At 27.6% G+C, this 19,549-nt stretch carries 17 protein-coding genes and 2 pseudogenes; all 19 read right to left on the minus strand.

The window, feature by feature from the left end; translation table 11 throughout:
* Positions 1-88 precede the first annotated feature (88 nt).
* The 19 genes and pseudogenes from BD821_RS11170 to deoD all read right to left on the minus strand — a co-directional run bounded on the left by BD821_RS11170 (position 89) and on the right by deoD (position 19,307).
* Positions 89-4,477 carry a coiled-coil domain-containing protein gene (locus BD821_RS11170; protein WP_104410541.1) on the minus strand — a complete coding sequence of 1,463 codons (4,389 nt, stop codon included), beginning with the start codon at positions 4,475-4,477 and terminating at the stop codon, positions 89-91.
* Positions 4,470-5,183: a DUF6063 family protein gene (locus BD821_RS11175; protein WP_104410542.1), complete on the minus strand. Its 714-nt coding sequence runs from the start codon at positions 5,181-5,183 to the stop codon at positions 4,470-4,472. Before BD821_RS11175 ends, BD821_RS11170 begins: the two co-directional genes overlap by 8 nt.
* A gap of 13 nt (positions 5,184-5,196) precedes the next feature.
* Entirely contained in the window at positions 5,197-6,804 is a 1,608-nt protein-coding gene (locus BD821_RS11180; RefSeq protein ID WP_104410543.1) for a hypothetical protein, read from the minus strand.
* Positions 6,794-7,813 carry a Wadjet anti-phage system protein JetD domain-containing protein gene (locus BD821_RS11185; RefSeq protein WP_226104293.1) on the minus strand — a complete coding sequence of 340 codons (1,020 nt, stop codon included), beginning with the start codon at positions 7,811-7,813 and terminating at the stop codon, positions 6,794-6,796. Before BD821_RS11185 ends, BD821_RS11180 begins: the two co-directional genes overlap by 11 nt.
* A 128-nt stretch (positions 7,814-7,941) precedes the next feature.
* Positions 7,942-8,073: a GNAT family N-acetyltransferase gene (locus BD821_RS13850; RefSeq protein WP_104410560.1), complete on the minus strand. Its 132-nt coding sequence runs from the start codon at positions 8,071-8,073 to the stop codon at positions 7,942-7,944.
* Positions 8,074-8,224: 151 nt separating this feature from the next.
* Positions 8,225-9,079, minus strand: coding sequence for a GNAT family N-acetyltransferase (locus BD821_RS11195; RefSeq protein WP_104410544.1), 855 nt, complete (start codon positions 9,077-9,079; stop codon positions 8,225-8,227).
* A gap of 141 nt (positions 9,080-9,220) precedes the next feature.
* The gene (locus tag BD821_RS11200) at positions 9,221-9,895 is read right to left on the minus strand and encodes a DUF1287 domain-containing protein (protein ID WP_226104292.1); all 675 of its coding nucleotides are present in this window, start codon (positions 9,893-9,895) and stop codon (positions 9,221-9,223) included.
* A gap of 202 nt (positions 9,896-10,097) precedes the next feature.
* Entirely contained in the window at positions 10,098-10,649 is a 552-nt protein-coding gene (locus BD821_RS11205) for a biotin transporter BioY (protein ID WP_104410545.1), read from the minus strand.
* Between the two features lie 68 nt (positions 10,650-10,717).
* The gene (locus BD821_RS11210) at positions 10,718-11,371 is read right to left on the minus strand and encodes a lysoplasmalogenase (protein WP_104410546.1); all 654 of its coding nucleotides are present in this window, start codon (positions 11,369-11,371) and stop codon (positions 10,718-10,720) included.
* Between the two features lie 40 nt (positions 11,372-11,411).
* Positions 11,412-12,104: a TraX family protein gene (locus BD821_RS11215; RefSeq protein WP_104410547.1), complete on the minus strand. Its 693-nt coding sequence runs from the start codon at positions 12,102-12,104 to the stop codon at positions 11,412-11,414.
* 170 nt (positions 12,105-12,274) lie between these two features.
* Positions 12,275-12,580 (minus strand): annotated as a pseudogene (locus BD821_RS11220) (endonuclease MutS2); the annotation flags it as partial.
* Between the two features lie 403 nt (positions 12,581-12,983).
* Positions 12,984-13,136, minus strand: a pseudogene (locus BD821_RS13675) (ATPase); the annotation flags it as partial.
* A gap of 1 nt (position 13,137) precedes the next feature.
* Positions 13,138-13,302 (minus strand): hypothetical protein, encoded by a 165-nt coding sequence (locus BD821_RS11230; RefSeq protein ID WP_104410549.1) that lies wholly within the window; start codon positions 13,300-13,302, stop codon positions 13,138-13,140.
* A gap of 222 nt (positions 13,303-13,524) precedes the next feature.
* Entirely contained in the window at positions 13,525-14,313 is a 789-nt protein-coding gene (locus BD821_RS11235) for a pseudouridine synthase (RefSeq protein WP_104410550.1), read from the minus strand.
* 385 nt (positions 14,314-14,698) lie between these two features.
* On the minus strand, positions 14,699-15,340 hold the full coding sequence (gene trmB / locus BD821_RS11240) for a tRNA (guanosine(46)-N7)-methyltransferase TrmB (RefSeq protein WP_104410551.1): 642 nt from the start codon (positions 15,338-15,340) through the stop codon (positions 14,699-14,701).
* Positions 15,341-15,503: 163 nt separating this feature from the next.
* Positions 15,504-16,154, minus strand: coding sequence for a site-2 protease family protein (locus tag BD821_RS11245; protein WP_104410552.1), 651 nt, complete (start codon positions 16,152-16,154; stop codon positions 15,504-15,506).
* Positions 16,155-16,171: 17 nt separating this feature from the next.
* The gene (locus BD821_RS11250) at positions 16,172-17,221 is read right to left on the minus strand and encodes a hypothetical protein (RefSeq protein ID WP_104410553.1); all 1,050 of its coding nucleotides are present in this window, start codon (positions 17,219-17,221) and stop codon (positions 16,172-16,174) included.
* Positions 17,222-17,250: 29 nt separating this feature from the next.
* A complete protein-coding gene (locus tag BD821_RS11255; RefSeq protein WP_104410554.1) occupies positions 17,251-18,252 on the minus strand; it encodes a phosphodiester glycosidase family protein in 1,002 nt (333 codons plus the stop codon).
* 353 nt (positions 18,253-18,605) lie between these two features.
* Positions 18,606-19,307 (minus strand): purine-nucleoside phosphorylase, encoded by a 702-nt coding sequence (gene deoD, locus BD821_RS11260; RefSeq protein ID WP_104410555.1) that lies wholly within the window; start codon positions 19,305-19,307, stop codon positions 18,606-18,608.
* Between the last annotated feature and the right edge of the window lie 242 nt (positions 19,308-19,549).

The following is a 19,549-nucleotide window of genomic DNA, read 5'->3' on the forward strand; positions in this document are numbered from 1 at the left end:
TAAATATCATCATAAGTAAATTCAACGATTTAAGTTATAAGTAGAAGTTGGTTTAATTTGTTATTATAACTTAGCAAAAATAGTTAAATTAAAATAATCTCATCTGGTCACTTGGTTCTATATCAAATCTTGCTGCTATTAAGCTTTCTTTTTCGGATTCTTCTTCACCTTTTTTGTGCTCTCCTTTTAAGTATGATTTATTTGTATTCAAACTTGACTTTATTAAGTTTAATACATATATATTTTCAAATCTACCATATATAGAGTCTCCACCTAATCCAGATAAACATATTAATTGAGTATTACTTTTCTTTGCAATATCCATAAGTGGTTTTAAAAGATGGACTGCATTTGTTTGCGCAAATGGATTATCCATTATTAATACTTTTCCACCTTCATTTTTACTAAATATATCACTTTCATCCTTTCTTGTGTAGGATAATAAACTTGAAAGTATTACAAACGCAGATAGGAAGCCTTCTCCCCCTGAATTTTTAGCAACTTCTCTCCATGTTATTTTTATTTGTTTATTTTCTTCAACCTTATATAGTTTTATTACTATTGAATCAATATTAATAACTTCATCATATAATTTAATTGTTGTAATAGTGCTATTTATATACTCTTCAATATTTTTATTTTCTTCAAGTATCTTAATACCGTTATCTCTTATTGTTTCTACATAATCTTTTAATTTTATCTTGTATAATTCTTTGTTTTCTTCGAAATTATCTAATATTATATCTAGCATTTTTCTTCTTTTATTATCTATTATTATTGAAGAATTTTCATCTATCATACCTATGTTTTCATGAATATCTTTAATATATTCTAGCATACTAGTTATTAAGTTATCTTCCTCTTCTCCAATAAGTTCTATATCTGTATTAAGCTTTTGTAATTGTATATTAAATGATTCTATTAACATTGTTAGATATTCTAACACTTCTAAGGGCCTTTTTACTAATTCCCCCATTGTATTTAAAGGTGTGTTAAATTCTAAAGTATCTTTAAACACTTCTTGATTTTGAATGTTTACTATAGTTCTATACAATATATTTTCATTTTTAACTATGTCTTTATCAATATTCCTTAGATCTCTTTCTAACCTTCCTCTATCTTCATCTAATGTGTCATAGTTTATTATTATTTCCAAAACTTCTTTAACTTCAAGATTAGAATAGCTAACTAATGAGCTTTTGTTGTTTTCTAAAGTTCTTTTGTCTTTTAGCTCAATATTTTTTAGATCTTTTAATTCTTGCTTTTGACTATCTATTTTTGCTTTTTCTAGTTCAAAATCTCTATGAAAAACTTCTTCTCTTGCTAAAGCAACTTCCTTATTTAAAGTAGTCCTTAACCTTTTATAAAGAGATTCTATCTGGCTATCTAACACTGCAATTGTTTTTTCTATTTCTTTTATAATTTTTCCAAGTCTCTTTATTTCTTTTTCTTTAACACCTATATTGCTATTTACTTCTTTTTCTTTTGAAAGATTATAAGTTTCGTTTATATAATCAACTTCTTGCAGCTCATAATATCTAGCTTTTTCTATTAAGTGATTTTCTGTTTCATTATATCTTTCTCTTACTGCCTTTAATCTTTCCTTTAAACTTTTTTCTGATTCACTTATGTTTTTAGTTAAAGCTTTATATTCTGAAACTAAATCTTCTTTATCTTTAATAATCTTAGTTCCTTCTTCATAATCCGAGTATTCTAGCTCTTCTTTTTTTATATCTTTTAATAATTGACCTGTAGAACTTATTACATCCTTTTTTACTTCTAGATTGTTTTTTATGATTGAAATCTCTTTTTCTATTTCTGATATACTAAATTTATTCTCTTTAAGTAATCCTATATTTTTAGCTAGCTTAGCTTTATTTTCTTTATATTGGTTGTACTCAGATCTTAACTCTATAAATGACTGCAGTTTACGCTTTGATTCTTCACTTTTATTTTTATAATGACTTATTTCTTTATCTAAGTTGTCATTTTCTTGATTTAGTTTAATTAAATCTTGCTGTAATTCTCTTATTTTAACTAACATATTTTTATTTTCTTCTTGTAATATATTAATCTTATCTTTAAGCTTTTTGTATTCTTCTTCACTTAAATTAGAATATTGAACTTCATTTCTTTTTCTACTATATAACTCTATTTCTGCTTCAATATTTTCTATAGTTTTAGATATCTTTTCTTTTTTTAAATTAATATCGCCAATTAAATGTTTTAATTCAACTTCATCTAATAAAGCTTCATTAAATGCAATATAGAAACTAACTCCCTTTATATCTATAACTCCATTGTTTGTTTCTATTTCTTTTTCTATATCTTGCCTTTTTATTATTGGTATTGGAAAGTTAGTGAATATATCTAAGCTTTCATTTCTTAAAGTCTCTATATCCCCCTCATCCATTATTAATGAATATGGAATAAAACTATTTTTCTCTACTAGCTGCTTGTTCTTCTTCTCACTATATCCATTATTTTTTAACCATTGCATTCCATATAAAATATTTATTCCTTTTCTATACAAAGCTCCTTCAATTTCTATAGGTACCTCCAAGACTTTACCACTCTCTAATTTTTCTAACTCTTTATTTAATTCTTCTAACTTTTTAGAATTCTTTCTTTCATCTATTTTTAATTCTTTAATATTCCTTTGGAATGCTTCTAAAATTTCCTCTATATTAAACAATTTATTTTCACTAAAATCTATTATTTTTATAATTTGTTTTCTTTCATTAATTTTAGTTTCAATTTCCATTAGTAATTCTTTGCTATTCTCTAAATTAATATAATTTGCTTTTTCCCCTAATAAATTATCTTCCTTTTCTTTATTTGCTATTTTAATTTTTTCTTCATTTTCCTTATATGATTTAGTAAGATTTTTAAGGACATTATTTGTTTCTTCAATAGCCTTTTCTATTTGCTTTTCAAAACTTATTAAGCCATCTTCTTTATAATAGCCTTCAATATTTCTATTAATGTCTAGGCTATACTCCTTATTGAACTTTTCTTCTTCCTTATTATATTTTTCTATTCTTTCTTTTAAAACCGCTACTTTTGCATTTAAATCGCTAGATTCAATTATTAAATCATTTTTAATCCTATTTGATTTTGCTTCATCAGATATTAATTCTTCTTTCTCTTGCTCATATTTTATTAATGAAGATTTTTGTACATTTTTTTCTTTATCTAGAATTTCTTTTATGCTATAGCCGAGATCCTTTATTCTTGGTAACTTTTCTTCATTTGATTTATTCAATGCTTCTAATTCATTTTCTATCATTTGGGTTTCTTCAGAAGCTTTTGTATAATCGAAATAAAATTTTGCACATTCAAGTATATTTTTTCTTCTCTTTAAAAATGTTAAATTTTCTTCTTCGAGATCCAATCGCTTTGTTTGATCTTTTAAGCCTTCGCTTTTTTCTTGTTTTTCATCATCTTTTTTATAAATATAGCTTGAAATCTCTTCATAATTAATGGCAATTAATTTGTCTTTTAGTACATCCTCTTTTGATTCTATTTCACTTATGCTTTCTTCTTTTGTCTTATATTCTTCATCTATTTTATTCATTAAATTAGCAATGTTATTTTCTATATGATTTTTAATTTCAATAGTTTCTTGATAGTTTTTTGCATTTTCACCTATTTGTGCTGACAATTCCATAAATAGCTCCATATTGTTTTTACTATCTATTTTACTTTTATTATTTTTATATTGCTTTATGTAGCTATACATTAACTCATTATATTTCTTAATTCTATCTTCATCTTTATTTAGCTTATCTTCAATAGCTGGAATAAACCATTCCTTCACTAATCCACTTTCATTTTTAGCAGTATTAAATAGCTCTGATAGCCCTGATTCTTTTAAATTTACTTTTCTTATTATATTTTCCCATTCTTTATTGTCTATTTTATATTCCCTAAGTTTATCAAAATATCTTGTTGATTGAGTATTCATATCATAATAATTAAACTTATAATTATTATCCTTTTTTAAATCTTCAAAGATATTTTTACTGCTAATAAATCCTCTTAATTTACGTACATTACCTTCCTCTTCTATAAAAGGGAAGCTTTTAATATCATATTTGTTCTTTTCTTTATATTCATGAACAAAACTCAGTATCTCGAGTTTATCCTTTGAATCATCATCTGATGCCAACTGCCTTTTTCTAACCATCATTCCTGTAAGAAGATAACCAGCATTATCCTCTAATAACCACTCCACTAATATGTATGTTGGACTACTTGTTGTAAAATAACTATCAAAAGTTCTGTCCTTCATATTTCTCTTTCTTTTACCCATAAAAGGAGCCATAACCATTTGAACTAAAACAGATTTCCCGCCACCATTTCTTAGGTTTAATAATGTATTCTTACCCCCTAAGTAGAATGTTTCATCATCTATTTTCATGCTATTATTATTATAATTAAGATTTATAAATCTAAGGCTATTTATTTTACTCATCTATATCTTCCCCCAAGGTTTTCACAACTCTATGATAATTATTTTTATTAAGCAAGTTCCAATCCATGAAACTATCTAACTTTTTAGTGGTTTTAATCATGTCATCCTCTTTCATATAATAGATTAATCCTTGCTCATCTAAAAAGTTTAATATTGTATTTATAAAACCTTCTTTTGTTGTTTTAGCTGTACTTTGCTTTTCTGTGCTTTTTAAAGCTTGGAACTTTTCTAGTATATTTGAAAAAGCAATTCCACCTTCTTCTTCCTCTTCTTTACTTCTAGTTGCACCTTCTTTTAATTTGGTCTCAATAGTATTAATAAAATCTCCTATCTTAATAAAACTTCTACTTTTACTAGATAATCCATTTGAATTATAAAACTGAACTAATAATGTTAAAATAACAAACTGTGATAAATAATAATCTTTATCTGTAGCACCGGATTTGCATAATCTTAACTTTAGTTCCTTTTTTGAATACCCTAAAAAGTCATTTTCTTCTTTTGGAATTAAATATATTACACCCATATATTTTTCTATATCACATTCTGATTCTTCTCCTTGGGCTTTTACTAATATCGTTATCTCTTCATTTTCTGAATAAGCCCTATATAATTCTTCATTATTATCTTCTCTAATTTCACCTTTTCTTAATAATTCATAAAATATTCTATTACTAATCTTTATTGTATTTATTTCATAAGCCATATAATATTCTCTCCTAATTTATTTTAAAATAAACTTCTGAACAAATAAAGTTTTTAGTCTCACCAAGTTCATTAATTACAGACTTTATAATTAAATCTTCCTTATCTAAAGCTTTTGACGCATAAATTCTTTTTATATTTGAAAGTTCTTTATTCTGTTCAATAACTTCAATAACTGCTTTATTAAGTTGAAAGTCCATCTCTCCCATTTCTGTATTACTTTTTCTTTCTTCTAAAAGTGAATTAATGTCTATTTCACGTACTTTTAAAAATTCAATAATTACTTCTCTAAATATCTCAACTGTTGGTATAAGCTTAAGCTTTATATATTCATCTCTCACTATTAACTCATTTAAATCAGACAAATATAGTTTATTAGTAACTTTCACATTTTCTAATATTATATTTATTACAGTTTTATATTTTTCTAATCTTTCAAGTTGCCTTTTTTCTTTTTCCTTTTCTACATCTTCATCGCTAAATTCTAACACTTCTAAATCTTTTTCCTCTTTATTTTTTCTTATAGGATTTTGATATTGTAACGCTTTGTTTATATTATATATCTTAGGAATATGATTTTTAAATAAAGGGCGTAGAAAAACTTCAATATTTTCTATTTTTTTTATATCTCCCAAAACTTTTTCATATATTTCATTGCTTAAACTAAACCTTTTAATTATAGACATTTTTGATATGTTTTCTAATTCTTTGGCGTAAATCTCTTTAAGTTCAAAATGTTTTTTTAATATTCTTTGATCTTCATCAATTGTCTTATTTAAATACCTTTTTATACACTGCAAGTTATTCAAATTCTCATTTTCTTCTTTAGTTAGTTCACTTAAATTAATCTCTTTATGAAGAAATTCTTGAATCCTCTCTTCTACAACTTCCCTATGTAACTTATACTTTTCTTTACTTTCCTTCATTAAGGCTAAATTGCCCTTTGTTATTTTTTCATAATCTGAATTTGAATAATTTAATGGATTTTCTCTTATTCTTTGAATATCTTCTTCCATCTTCTGGACCCTTATTCTAAACATATTAAATATGTTTTTTATATCATCAGCAGCCTTGCTATACTCAGCCTTTTCCAAATGAAGTTTGAATATCATTTCATGAATACTTATTCTTAAATTTTCTTCTATTTCTAAAGTTCCAAGCAACATATTATATCCGTCATCTGTTAAAGAATAAGTTACCCTCCTTACACCATCTATATCAATAATTTTAGTAATAAGATAACTTACATTAATTTCTTCATATATACCCGTTGCATAATTAAATCCCTTATAGTACCTAACATCTCCGTCATTACAAATAATAGTATTTATTATGAATTCAGTTAAAGATTTTTCCTCCTCATAGGAAAGATTTTTTTTATAATATAAATCATTAATTTCATCTATAAAATCAGTTATATTATCTAATGTACATACCTCTTCCTTTAAAGATTGTTCCATTATATATAACAAAACAGTAAAAATTAAATTTTCCTGTTCATCATATTCATCAAATCCATACTTCTTCCAATTATTTTTCATTATGCTATTTCTAAAAATCAATGAATAATAACCAATCTTTTTCATTCTAATATTAAAGTTATTTAAATAATCAAATACCATCCTCTAAATCTCCTATATTTAAAATTTCCTGTGGTATGTATACCCCTTCATTTAGTATCTTTAAGATCTTTTCTTTATATTCTTCATCAAAATGTGTAAGGAAACTCCCATTCATATTTTTATTTTGCTTTTCTTTTATTGCTGCTAATTCATAGCTATTACTTAGTGCCTTATCAATCATCTTTTTATATCCTTCAACAAAAGGTTTAATACAATACTTTTCTTTTATTAAATCCTCTAAACCCTCATATATAATTATACCTTCATAATCTAAATCACCTAAATACAAAATTTTATTTCTAGTATCAGATACATTTTTATCAACAACAAGTTCAAAATCTTTAATTGACTTTTTTATTCCTTTGCCCTTTCCATATATAACTGTGCCTATATCATTACCAAATATATCTGCACCTTTATCCATAAGATGTTTTCTTACTGTATAAAAAGTATCCATATTCTCAATTATAATTATATTTTGAGGTACCTTCTTAGTAAGTGAATAATAAGCTATTGGCTCATTAGTTCCATAATAATTTAGCTTTTTCACATCCACATTTAACTTCTTAAGTAAGGTTAGCCCTCTATCTTGTAAATACTTTTCTTCCTGCCATATCTGAAAAGATCTTTCTTTTTGTGAAACTTGTTTGTTTAAAAGTTCCCTTTCATTAAGTAAAAAGTCGCTTAATTTTAAAATATACTTTCTATTTTCTTTGTATTTATCAATATTTCTTCTAAAATATGAGGTATTAAGCTCTGGTATTATCTTATAATCAATTTCTTTAAAATACTTAGTATTGTCTTTCTTATCCTTTAAAACTATATATCTATTATATAAAGCAGGCTTTTTTCCATTTGTGCCACTTGCTCTAACTATTTTAATCTTTTCATCCTTTATTAAGCTTAAAACAAGATCGCTTAACTGGTTATAATCATTTACCTTATAGAGACTTTCTAACTCACCTAAGGTTATTTTATTATATTTATCTAACTCATTAATTTTAATCACCTTATTTCCTATTTTACATATATTTTAACATAATATTAGATCTTCCACCTATTATTATGTAATACTAAATCTTTTCTTACTTTATCATTAAACTACATGATACCTATATAATATCAATCCAAGATACCCTAATAAAACAACTGAATCGTTAAATATATCAATGCTTCTATATGCATTCCTAGTTTTTCAAATCCATATTCTAAGATTGCATTACAGCCTTCTGTGGCATAGCCCTTTCCATAGAATAAAGGATTAAAAATATATCCTAGATCCCATGTTAAAAAGTGCTATGGTTCAGCCCTATTAAAATATATATATGTCCTATAACTTTTCTACTATCCTTTAACTCAACAGCCCAAAAAGTATCTCCTTTTGAAAAAAACTTTGTATAACTACCTTTTTATAAATAATTTATAATTTTAAAACCATTTCATATTGATCAACAATATACTCAAATCCTAATACCAATAAGAAATCTTTCGTAGATTTAGATTGATGGTCTACATTAAGAACGCCAATCTTATGTGATTCTGTATTTTTTAGCAAATCCGTAACGATACTTCTTGCAATGCCTTTACTCCTATAATTCTTATTTACTGCTATTTGTGGAATATCTCCTGTTTTCTTATCAATAATTCCATATCCAACAATGATATCGTCAAAACGTACAATGGAATATATGAATGTATCTGGTGCAGCATTGATTGAATCAATAGCATTTTGCCAGGATGGTTTGAAATCCCAAAATCCTATTAAATGTTTCCAATTAGTTGAATCAAAATTACCAACATGTTCAACTCTGTAGGTTGCCATAGGGTTGTATTTATTCTTATCTAGCTGAAAGCATGCTAAATTTCTTATAATCTCAAAACCTTGTTTTTTGTAAAGTTGAACTGCTGATGTATTGGTTTGAATTACTTCAAGTAAATATTGCTCTACTTCTTTTTCTTTAAGCACCTCTTTGATATTTAAAAGCATATTACTTGTTATACCTTGTTTTCTATACTCTCCTAAAACACCTGTACCTGTGTCATAAACAGTTAGTTTCCCATTCCAGTTTCTAAATCCATTTAAAACAAACCCCACTAACATATTATTTTTAAATGCACCTATAGAAATTTCTGAAACATAGCCTCTCCTTTGAAGCATTTGCTGAAACTTCCAAAATGGCAAATCCATTTTAACTTGATAATCAGAAAATGCACTTAAGAATGCTTCATGTAATATTTCAATTTTTGTATTTTCAAGTGTTTTATAATCAAACATAATTATCTCCCCCTACGTCATTTACTTTTGAATACCTGCACCCTTACATTAATCTTTTAATAATTCATTGTAATTTTCTTTATTTCTAGCTGTACAGATACCTCTAAATAAAGTTACCAGAACTTTTATTATTGTACCATATTATTCAAATCTATAGTGTCCTGTAATAGATAAGCTCTTAGAATAGCTTATTAATGCATCTTCTTCTCTTTTAGGCTGTGCTGCATTATGAATGATGTATGATACGCCTTCACTATTTCGTTTATCTGATACAATGGCAATATGAGAATAATCTTCCCCAAATATAACAATATCCCCTGGTTGCCACTGACTTATTTCATAAGGATCTAAGCTATATGAAGCAGCATTATTATCAAAGTAAACCTTTAAATTAGGTACTCTTCTAAAGTCAATATTCTTTTCTGCCTTTCCCCCTACCCTTGGATACATCAATAAGTTATTATTTATATCTTCATCTACCATATCTTTAAGCGAATATCCAGCATTTTCAAAAGCTCGCCATATAACATCTGTGCAAACTCCCTCATTTTCTGGAGGATAGCCACCGTCATAATAAACACTTTTATACACTGGTTTATTCAGTGCATCCTTTCTAGCGCCTAACAAAATGTCAGTATAATCGTCTATACCATTATCGTTATAATCATTTTTGCTTTTTATAATTTCAATGCCAAAGTCCTTTGCTGTATAAGCTTTTTTAGGAATCAAGTTCCAATAGGATAAAGTAACATAACATCCTACTAGAATAGCTATTATACCCATAAAAATCAGTAGCTTTTTTCCCTTTCTTTTCATGTTATTCCCCCTATTATAATTCATTACATCATATTTACTACGTATTCAAAAGTCATATTGTTTAATTTTCCCTGTAATTTTTTTAAAATTAACTTAAATAGAACTTTCAAACAAAAAAAACAGTGCAATAAAAAATAGTTTTCATTGCACTGTTTTTTAGATTATATCTTCTTTTGAAAATATTTTAAGTTCTTTTAATAATTTACCTATTTATTTTTCTTATTACTGGAACAATTTTCACACCTAAGATAGCCACAATAACAGATTTTATAATATCTCCTGGAATAAATACTAAGAATCCAATTTTCATGGCTTTAGTGAATGTCATGGTAATTTTCAATACATTATTAAGTATAATATACATATAAGGTACACCTATAATATATATTACTACAACACCTAATATTGAAGCTAAAAATATTCTTAAAAATGATGGTTTTTCACTTTTTCTTACTATCTTACCTATAATATATGAGGCAAAAACAAAACCTATAAGATAGCCAAATGTTGGATTGAAGATATAAGAAGGCCCTCCTCCTGATGTGAATATAGGAATTCCAAAAAGTCCAATAATTATATATAACAATTGGGATAAAGAACCTAAAAATGATCCTAAAAGCACACCAGCAAGTGCTGTAAATAAATACTGAAGCGTAATAGGTGCAGGTCCTATAGGTATTTTTATGAATGCCCCAACTGCTGTAAGTACAGTAAATAATGCTACCAAAATCATATCTTTTGTTTTAATTTTCATTAGATCGCCTCCAAAATTATCTACAAATAAAGATCTATATTATATGATTCACACTAATACTGTGTAATCTAATATAAATATCCAACAACTATTAAAACTTGTGCTAAAACATAAGTTAGCATAATATATAGGTTTCCATTCTTGAATTTGCCTTTAAAAGTATCAAATGCTAACATAGTATCTGAACATAAAAAGAGTAATGAGCCTATAAATGGTAAGAGAAACGATATATTTATATCCATAACCCAAATACGTGCTAAACTAGTAAAGCTCATTAAAATAATAATGATCATATAAATAAAAACAGGTATCTTCATATCTCCAAGATAATTTATTAGTTTTTTCATTATAATTGCGGCAACTATACCATATATAATAAGCATTAAATAAAACCATATAGGGATGTCCTTTACAAAAGATATACTTTGTTTAAAAAGTAGAACATAAGAAATGTGTCCTATCAAAAAAGCAATTAATCCAAATATAAAATTATTTTTCCTATCTGGCCATAGTAAAAAAACATCGCCAATAAAACCAAATGCTAATGCAATTATAATGAACTTATTAATATTCTCTGCACCTATTACATAAAAAGTTGCCAATAGTGGCATTAAAAATGGTTTAGTATAGCAGCGCCCCTTTTTATTTTCATTCTTAGTAAAAATCATATGCATAACAAAAATCAATAGAAATATTCCGCCTATTATTACCTTGTATATCATAAGATCCTCCTTATATTAAATTTCTATTTAAAGACTCACTTCAAAAATTTATATAATTGCCAATTACATATAATGTCCATATATGAACTGGATAGAATATATAAAAGAAATATTTAGCCTTTCTTCCCCTTTCACCATTATACATAAGTATAAATGGAAGTGAAAATACCATCATCCATTGATAATTTTGTACAAATAAGCTTTCATAAATGCTATTTGCTGGATTTGTTAATATTAAAAGCGAACATAAAATATACCAAAAACACATTTTAGTTTTATTTTCCCTATTAAAATAAAATATAAGTGTCATGGCAGTAGTAAGAATTGATCCTTCTGCAAAAAGGGTAAGAAAAAATGAAATACCAATACTTAGGTTCGCTAATCCTTTATTATTTGCTTCCTTCTTCCATTCAATAGATGAAAGTAACATTAAGTTTAATGCCATAGAGATTAATATATTATTTGTGATTTTTATTGGTCTATTAAATATATACATCAATATAGATGAGCCTATTAACATTATTATTCCACTAATAGCCAGTCTTTTTATATAACCTTTCTTACTTCTTGTATGAAAAAATCCTTCAACTAGTAAATAAAAAAACACCGGTGCCGCAATTCTACCTATATAATGAAACCATAAGGGTGTTCCTTGAATGAACTCTGCAACATGGTCAATAAACATTGCTATTCCCATTATTATTTTTAGCTGAAAACTATTAAATTTCTTCATTATTAATATCCTTCCGAATCTTAAATTTAATTATCATCAATTATTCTTCTTATACTATTCTCAAAAATATAATTCTATAACGTATTTGGTTTCAATATATGCTTAATATATAATTCTACAAGATATTCCCTTTTCCTTCTTATGAGCATTTAATTATCTATCTGCTTCTACTAGATGACTCTTGAAGTTTCTTTTTTTATTTCTTTTAGTGCCTTTTTTGAACCTCTCTCAATATCTTTTTCTAACTTTCTTTCCTTATAGCTTATGAATAACTGATTTAAATCATAACCCTCTGGATAAAGTTCACTTGCCTTTAATTCTAGTTTTATTCTTTTATAGTTAACCTCAATAAATTCCTTATTGTATAGTATAGTCACATTATTTAATCTATCTCTTTCTTTATATACAATGGCTGATTCATTATTTTCTAAAAGAATAATTTTATCACCTACAGAGTATTCATAAAAATCTTCCTTTTGCTTTTTATTACATTACAAGTCTACGAAATCTTGATAGATTTCTATTTTTATATAATAAAAAAAGCTATGGATACTTCCACAGCTTAAAATTCAACAATTAATAAAGGTAGTTTTATTACCCCTTTAAAGTAAATTCGTGGACTTGTATCTTTAATAGTACAAATTAACTATTTTAGATACTAAACACTCACAAAAATACCTCTCTCTTCTTGAAATCTATCTTAATCCAATATACATTAAATTTAATCTAATTGTCAATGTTATTATCCATATTTACACTAACCTTTGTAAATATACGATTTTTGTTATCGTAAATTTTAATTATAAAAACTCAAATCACTTTAAATTTACTTAAATTCTACTACTTATTATTCAAATTCACATTTAACCAATTCGGGCCATTCCTATCTTTCCAAATTATTTCTCCATTGTTAACAACCATTTCATCAGTGTTTATTCTTTTCTCATCTATATTTTCATTATAATAAATAGATTTATATATAGAAGTTTTTCCTGCTCCATTAACCCCTGCAAATATAGTGTAATTTTTCATATTACTTACCTATAACTTTCATTTGTTCTCGTTGTAATATCATGTTGCATAAATTCGCATAAAATTCTTGTTCTTCTTTGGTTTTTGAGCTTTGAAGTAATTTCATAATATCATTATAAGAATATCTTGTGAAAATATCATATAAATTAATATCCTTATTTTCCATATAATGCACCTCCTAAAAGAAAGTTATTTATGTAATATTATATACCAAATTCATCAACTAATAAACCTACTCTCTTTTAAATCGCCTATTTATTTTGGTTTTCCACAGATACGCTTCATCTCTTATTATTTAATTCTGTTACCTTTTCTATTGAAAGTCCCATTTCTTTCACTTAATACACATAGAACTTAATTACAAAGAGAAAAACACCCATTAACATACCTACCTAGACTCACCAAATAAGCTTTGAATCTCCACATCTGTAAGGGATCTATACTGGCCTTTTTCTAATGATTCATCTAACATGAGTCCCCCAATTGAAACCCTCTTTAAGTATACCACATAGCAGCCGACTGACTTTAACATACGCTTTACTTGATGCTTACGACCTTCCTTTATAGTAAGATATCCTGAAACAACGGGCTGGTTATAATGATCTGAGTCTATATTTTGTAAATCTTTATTAGGCATTTCATGTTTAAATTCTTTGTACATTCCGGATTTTTGGACTTCTATTTTTGCAGGTTTCGTTAGTATTTCACCTTTTCCTATGTATATCCCTTGTTCTAATTGCCTCATATCTTCCTCATCTAAAAATCCCAAGGCCCAAAAAAAGTAGGTTTTTTCAATATGTTTTTCTGGATACATTAGTTGGTGTTCAAATTCGCCATCATTAGTCATTAGAAGCAATCCTTCTGTATCCTTGTCCAATCTTCCAACATGAAATACTCCATCCATGTTCACGTCATGAAAAAAATCAAATACAGTTTTGTTAACTGTATCTTTTCTTGCAGTAACATATCCAGTAGGTTTATTAAACATATAATATACCTTTCCAGTATAATGAACTACTTTATCTAGATATTCTATAACATCAGAACTTTCTTTAATTTCCATTGCAGGCTTTGTTATCACCTCTTTGTTTACTTTTACCCTGCCCTCTTTTATATAAGTCCTAACATTTTTCCTTCTTCCAAGGGATGATTGTGCTAGAAATTTATCTAATCTCATATCTTATCACTTCTCTTTCATTTGGCAATGATTTTTTGGTAGCTAGATCATCGTAGATTTTTATTTTGAATATACAAACTACCTAAAAAAGAGCAACAGCTTTTTACTTGCGATTGCTCTAATTTTTTTATCTTGCATTGATTAATATCATAATTATTATATATTCAAATGTTTTAATAGCCTTTTATAATTAATATTTAAATCTTTAAGCATAGTCATAGATTTAAATATTAATTTATCCGATGGCTACCATCCATAACACCCCTATCCTCTTCAAATTGGGCGATGACGGCTGCTACGCCCTTGGATAAGTTCTTCTAAGACTCAGATGGAGAGATGTATTCCTTATAAGCAAACTCACCTGAGTCTAAGAATCACTTGATCTCTACTTAAGCTTAGCCCTCAAAAACATTATCTTCATTCCCTTACTTCGGAATTTCTCTTCGTATTCTGTCATGATGTTTTCTTTGAAGTCTGAATTATGAAGATCGTAGGTATGGTAAAGCAATTCAAATCCACTTTCCTTGAAGTACTCTTGTGAATCATCAAACAATTCTTTATCATCACTTTTAAACCAAATCTCACTTTCAGGTTGTAAAAAGGTTTTGTATCTTTCTAGAAACCTTGAGTGGGTAAGCCTTCTTTTGTTATGGCTTAATTTAGGCCATGGATTACAAAAGTTTATGTATATTCTATCTATCTCATTTTTATCAAATACCTCTTCTATAAATGCAATTTCTAAAGGGATTAGTCTTATATTATCTACTTCCCTTTCTACTTCATTTACTTTTCTTAGGGCATAAACCAAAACTTCATCTTTTAAGTCTATTCCAATAAAGTTTATATCTTTATTAGCCTGTGCCTGTGTACTTATAAATCTACCCTTTCCACAGCCAAGTTCTAGATAAATAGGATTACTATTATTAAATTCCTCTTTCCACTTGCCTTTTAATAGGCTTGGTTCTGTTACTACTTCTTTACTTTGTTCCAGTTCTGGTCTAGCCCACCATTTCTTTCTAAGTCTCATTTTTCCTCCTTGTAATAGTGCATATAAACCTTTTTAATACAACATACTTTCATATTAAAAAGCTTTTGCATCCGTAAAATTATGTGTGTTTATTTTAAATTTCTAATATTAAAACATAACTTATGTGTATTTAAATTCAAAAATCCACCCTAGCTTATTAAACTTACATCCCCGTAAGTTTAAATGAAACATTTATAAGACCTTGAGCTAAAGCGTGTGCAGGATTTCCCACTAGATATGAAGATAGTGGTGATACTATAAATATAATTAATATGATATTTTGGTATCTATTTATAGTTTCTGAATATTTATTAAATTCTTTAGGAAATATATCTCTTAAAATATGAAATCCATCAAATCCAGGTATTGGCATAAGATTCAAGAAAAATAACATACAATTAATTGTTAGGATAGGTTTAATAATTGCTATTAATACACTTACAAGCCTTCCCCCCACATAAAACTTACTCATAAATATAACTAATGAAAGTACTAAAGCACTAAATACAGCTAAAAATAAGTTTGCCAAAGGCCCTGCAAGGGATACCTTTAAATCATCTTTATATCTATTTTTAAATGCATAAGGATTTACCTGTACAGGCTTTGCCCAGCCAAAACCTAGAAGTAGAATCATTAAAAATCCTACTGGATCAACATGAGCTATAGGATTTAGGGTTAATCTACCCTGAAACCTAGGTGTTTTATCCCCTAATCTATCTGCAACTAAAGCATGAGCATATTCATGTAAGGTAAAACCTAATAAAATTGCAGGTATACTTAAAATAATACCTAAAATATCAAAATTTCGTAACATAGTTGTCCTCCTAAAAATTAATCGATCTTTGTCTTGACTAGCTTACCTTGACTTGAACTTGCTATACCACCTTTATAAATTTGAAGAAATCTTCCTTCATACTTTACCTCTTCACCACTTTTGGCATCTTTAAGTATACCTTCTAATTTAGCATTAATATATACTTTTCCATCTCCTGTTACATTTATATCTTCTTTATTTACTGGATTAGTTAGACTTATCTTACTCCAACTTCCTGGACTATCTTTTAAATTACCATAAACTATGGTTTTTATTTTTTCGCCCTCTTTATCTCCTATATAAATTGTATCTTCATTATCTACTCCTAATATATTAGGATTTTTTATCCCTGGAATTTCTATAGGGTTTTTTATTTCTGTTGAGTATATTTTTTTATAAGTTATATCTTCATATAACAAATTATCCTCACGAGTTAATACCTTTATGTTACCTATTATATGAGACCTGGTTTCCACTTTATTTATCTCATGCATTATATTTACCCTGTATAGTGAAGATCTATTTCCTGTTTGTATACTTTTTACATATGTAGTGTTAGTAAGAGATGTGGCGATATCCTTTATAGATGAATCTGTATTTACTTTAGCTAAATTTACTATTTTACCATCATTATCAGCTATTTCACCTTTTTCATTTTTTCCTGCATCATAGTATGTGAGTTTTAGTACAGTTCCCCCATTGCCTGAAGCCATCTTTTCTCCAATAAGCATTCTATTTTGATTTGAAAGCCAGGTATAATAGGTTATATCGCATCCTTTTTCAGCTTCTACCTTTTTTTTGTCTCCAGTAATTGTATTTATAACCTCAATTGCTTTCTCATCATTATAAGCAAGATACTTACCTGTAAAAGATACTGCAACATTTTGAGATTCTTCTGGTACTAATATATCTACATTGCTCTTCTTTTCTTCCTTTTTTTCTACCTTTTTAATTTTCATATTTGAAGTTCCCTTAGCTAAATAATAATTATTTATATAGAAGAAGCCTATAAATTGGATAGAAAGTGATAATAGACCCCATAAAATAATTCTTTTGAAATGTTTCATCTAATTCTCCCCTTTGATCGCTATTTAAACTATTTTACATACATACAAGAGGCACCGGTTCTTTCTCCTGTACTATCGCTTGGAGTATTTATCACTTCATCTTCATAATACATAGTTGAAGATGATCCACCATCTAAATTAGTAGCATTTACTGCACCGTACGTTAACATTACTTCTTGAATATCCTCTAAAGTTGCTCCAAGTCCTGTAATGTTTCTTCCTTCAGTAACTAACATAAGTATAGCCCCATCTTCTCTTTGTCCTATAACTGTTCTAGGTGCATTTCCCCAAGCTTCTACATCAACCTTTTTACCATTTACTATAAGGGCTGGTCCGAAACTTACAGCTTCTGTGGCGCCAAGTTTTTTAAGTTGAGCTACACTATAGGGTCCTACTAAAAGCTTACCTTCCTTCGTTAAGGCAACCATCTCTCTTTCTTCACCCTCTACAAGATCGTTGTGTATTATCTTACCATCAGCCAATATTAGTCCTTTGGGATTAGCTCCTGTACCCGTCCACTTTTTACCTCCATTGGTATCCTCAAAGGATCCGCCATTTATAGCTGCCACGGCATCCTTATCCCTAGCCATCTCACTAGTAAGCTGTCCTTCCGTATAAAGTTTACTCGTATATCCAACTTTAACTCTTGTAGGATCATGAACTATTAACATATAGCCTTTAAATTTACCTGGTACATGTATATCTTGCCTCTCTATATTTTCATCATGCTTTTTAGATATCTTAATATCACTAATACTTAAATCTTGTTTCACAGTCTCAGTTCCATGACTACCTAATATACTGTCTATTCTTTCCTGTGATAAAAATGAAGTAGCTATCCATTGATGACTTAAAGTTGTCATAGCAGAACCTACTAGGGTAGTGGTTACATTCTTAAATGGTCCATAATAGGCTATAAAAGGTGCAGTTGCTATTGTAAATATAATTTCAAATGCAATAAATCCAGTGAATAACTTCCATGAAAATTTACTTTTCATTTTCTTTTTTATCTTTTTATCATTTTTATTCATTCATTCTTCTTCTCCTTTATAAATCCACTCAGGCAGGCCTTTATTCCTTATACGATATATTTTACAACTTAGTTATTTATATCTAATTATTTCAATTTATATATAGAGATAATCCTAGTATCTACTTTAAAACTACTTAAATCTTTTTTATTATATAATTTATTACTTATAAAAGCAAATATATACTCTAACTTTTAACCCAACCTATTATGTTTTACCCTAACGTAAATATAATGTTACGTTGTTAAATAGCATAAAAAGCTTTAGTATTTCTATAAATAATACTAAAGCTTTATTCTTTTAATCAAGATATCTTAAAAATAACAGTTCAAGACGCCTTAACTTATAGTTTTTTATTCTGCTATTTCTAAGGCAACTTCCATCATTTGAGTAAATGTTTCTTGCCTTTCTTTTGATGTAGTTTCTTCTCCTGTTAGCATGCTATCACTAACTGTTAATATGGATAATGCCTTTCTATTAAACTTAGATGCTATTGTATAAAGGGCAGTAGTTTCCATTTCAATTGCCATAACCCCAAACTTAGCCCACTTTTTCCAAGCATCTCTATCATCTTGGTAAAAGCTATCTGCTGTAAATACACTTCCTGCTTTAACATTTATTCCAATGCTAGTTGCATAATCATAAGCCTTTTTTAAAAGTTCAAAGTTTGCTGTAGGTGCATAGTCTTTGCCATCAAATCTTATCTTATTTATAGCAGAATCCGTGCAAGAGCTCATAGCTAAAACCATATCTCTAACTTTAACGTCTTCTTGCATACTCCCACAAGTTCCTACTCTTATTAGAGTTTTAACGTTATAACTTTGTATAAGTTCATTTACATATATTGATATAGATGGTACCCCCATACCTGTACCTTGAACAGATACTCTTTTCCCCTTATATGTTCCTGTATACCCATACATACCTCTAACTTCGTTATAACATATAACATCTTCTAAAAAGTTATCTGCTATAAATTTAGCCCTTAATGGATCTCCTGGTAATAGTACTGTATCTGCTATTTGTCCTTCTTTTGCTCCTATATGTACACTCATTTAAATCCTCCTTAAAATAAACGGCATCTTTAAATCTAACATTCTAACTCTAAAACAGCTTAATATATGAAAAGTTCTCTTCCGATGCCTATAATATTATTAAAGTATATAGCATATGTTCACTTTTTTCAATATGATATGCCTCTTGGTTTGAGTCAAGTAAAAGTGGGCAACTATTTTGTTTAATTTATTATCCATTATTTTACATGAGATATTTATAATTTACCATGCCCATTTTTATT

Source organism: Clostridium algidicarnis DSM 15099, assembly GCF_002934235.1.
GTDB classification, from domain to species: Bacteria; Bacillota; Clostridia; order Clostridiales; family Clostridiaceae; genus Clostridium_L; species Clostridium_L algidicarnis.

Excerpts from the sequence above, each read along its gene's own strand:
- BD821_RS11170 (WP_104410541.1), bottom strand. The coding sequence starts at position 4,477 with ATGAGTAAAATAAATAGCCTTAGATTTATAAATCTTAATTATAATAAT.
- BD821_RS11175 (WP_104410542.1), bottom strand. The coding sequence starts at position 5,183 with ATGGCTTATGAAATAAATACAATAAAGATTAGTAATAGAATATTTTAT.
- BD821_RS11180 (WP_104410543.1), bottom strand. The coding sequence starts at position 6,804 with ATGGTATTTGATTATTTAAATAACTTTAATATTAGAATGAAAAAGATT.
- BD821_RS11195 (WP_104410544.1), bottom strand. The coding sequence starts at position 9,079 with ATGTTTGATTATAAAACACTTGAAAATACAAAAATTGAAATATTACAT.
- BD821_RS11200 (WP_226104292.1), bottom strand. The coding sequence starts at position 9,895 with ATGAAAAGAAAGGGAAAAAAGCTACTGATTTTTATGGGTATAATAGCT.
- BD821_RS11205 (WP_104410545.1), bottom strand. The coding sequence starts at position 10,649 with ATGAAAATTAAAACAAAAGATATGATTTTGGTAGCATTATTTACTGTA.
- BD821_RS11210 (WP_104410546.1), bottom strand. The coding sequence starts at position 11,371 with ATGATATACAAGGTAATAATAGGCGGAATATTTCTATTGATTTTTGTT.
- BD821_RS11215 (WP_104410547.1), bottom strand. The coding sequence starts at position 12,104 with ATGAAGAAATTTAATAGTTTTCAGCTAAAAATAATAATGGGAATAGCA.
- BD821_RS11230 (WP_104410549.1), bottom strand. The coding sequence starts at position 13,302 with ATGGAAAATAAGGATATTAATTTATATGATATTTTCACAAGATATTCT.
- BD821_RS11235 (WP_104410550.1), bottom strand. The coding sequence starts at position 14,313 with ATGAGATTAGATAAATTTCTAGCACAATCATCCCTTGGAAGAAGGAAA.
- trmB (WP_104410551.1), bottom strand. The coding sequence starts at position 15,340 with ATGAGACTTAGAAAGAAATGGTGGGCTAGACCAGAACTGGAACAAAGT.
- BD821_RS11245 (WP_104410552.1), bottom strand. The coding sequence starts at position 16,154 with ATGTTACGAAATTTTGATATTTTAGGTATTATTTTAAGTATACCTGCA.
- BD821_RS11250 (WP_104410553.1), bottom strand. The coding sequence starts at position 17,221 with ATGAAACATTTCAAAAGAATTATTTTATGGGGTCTATTATCACTTTCT.
- BD821_RS11255 (WP_104410554.1), bottom strand. The coding sequence starts at position 18,252 with ATGAATAAAAATGATAAAAAGATAAAAAAGAAAATGAAAAGTAAATTT.
- deoD (WP_104410555.1), bottom strand. The coding sequence starts at position 19,307 with ATGAGTGTACATATAGGAGCAAAAGAAGGACAAATAGCAGATACAGTA.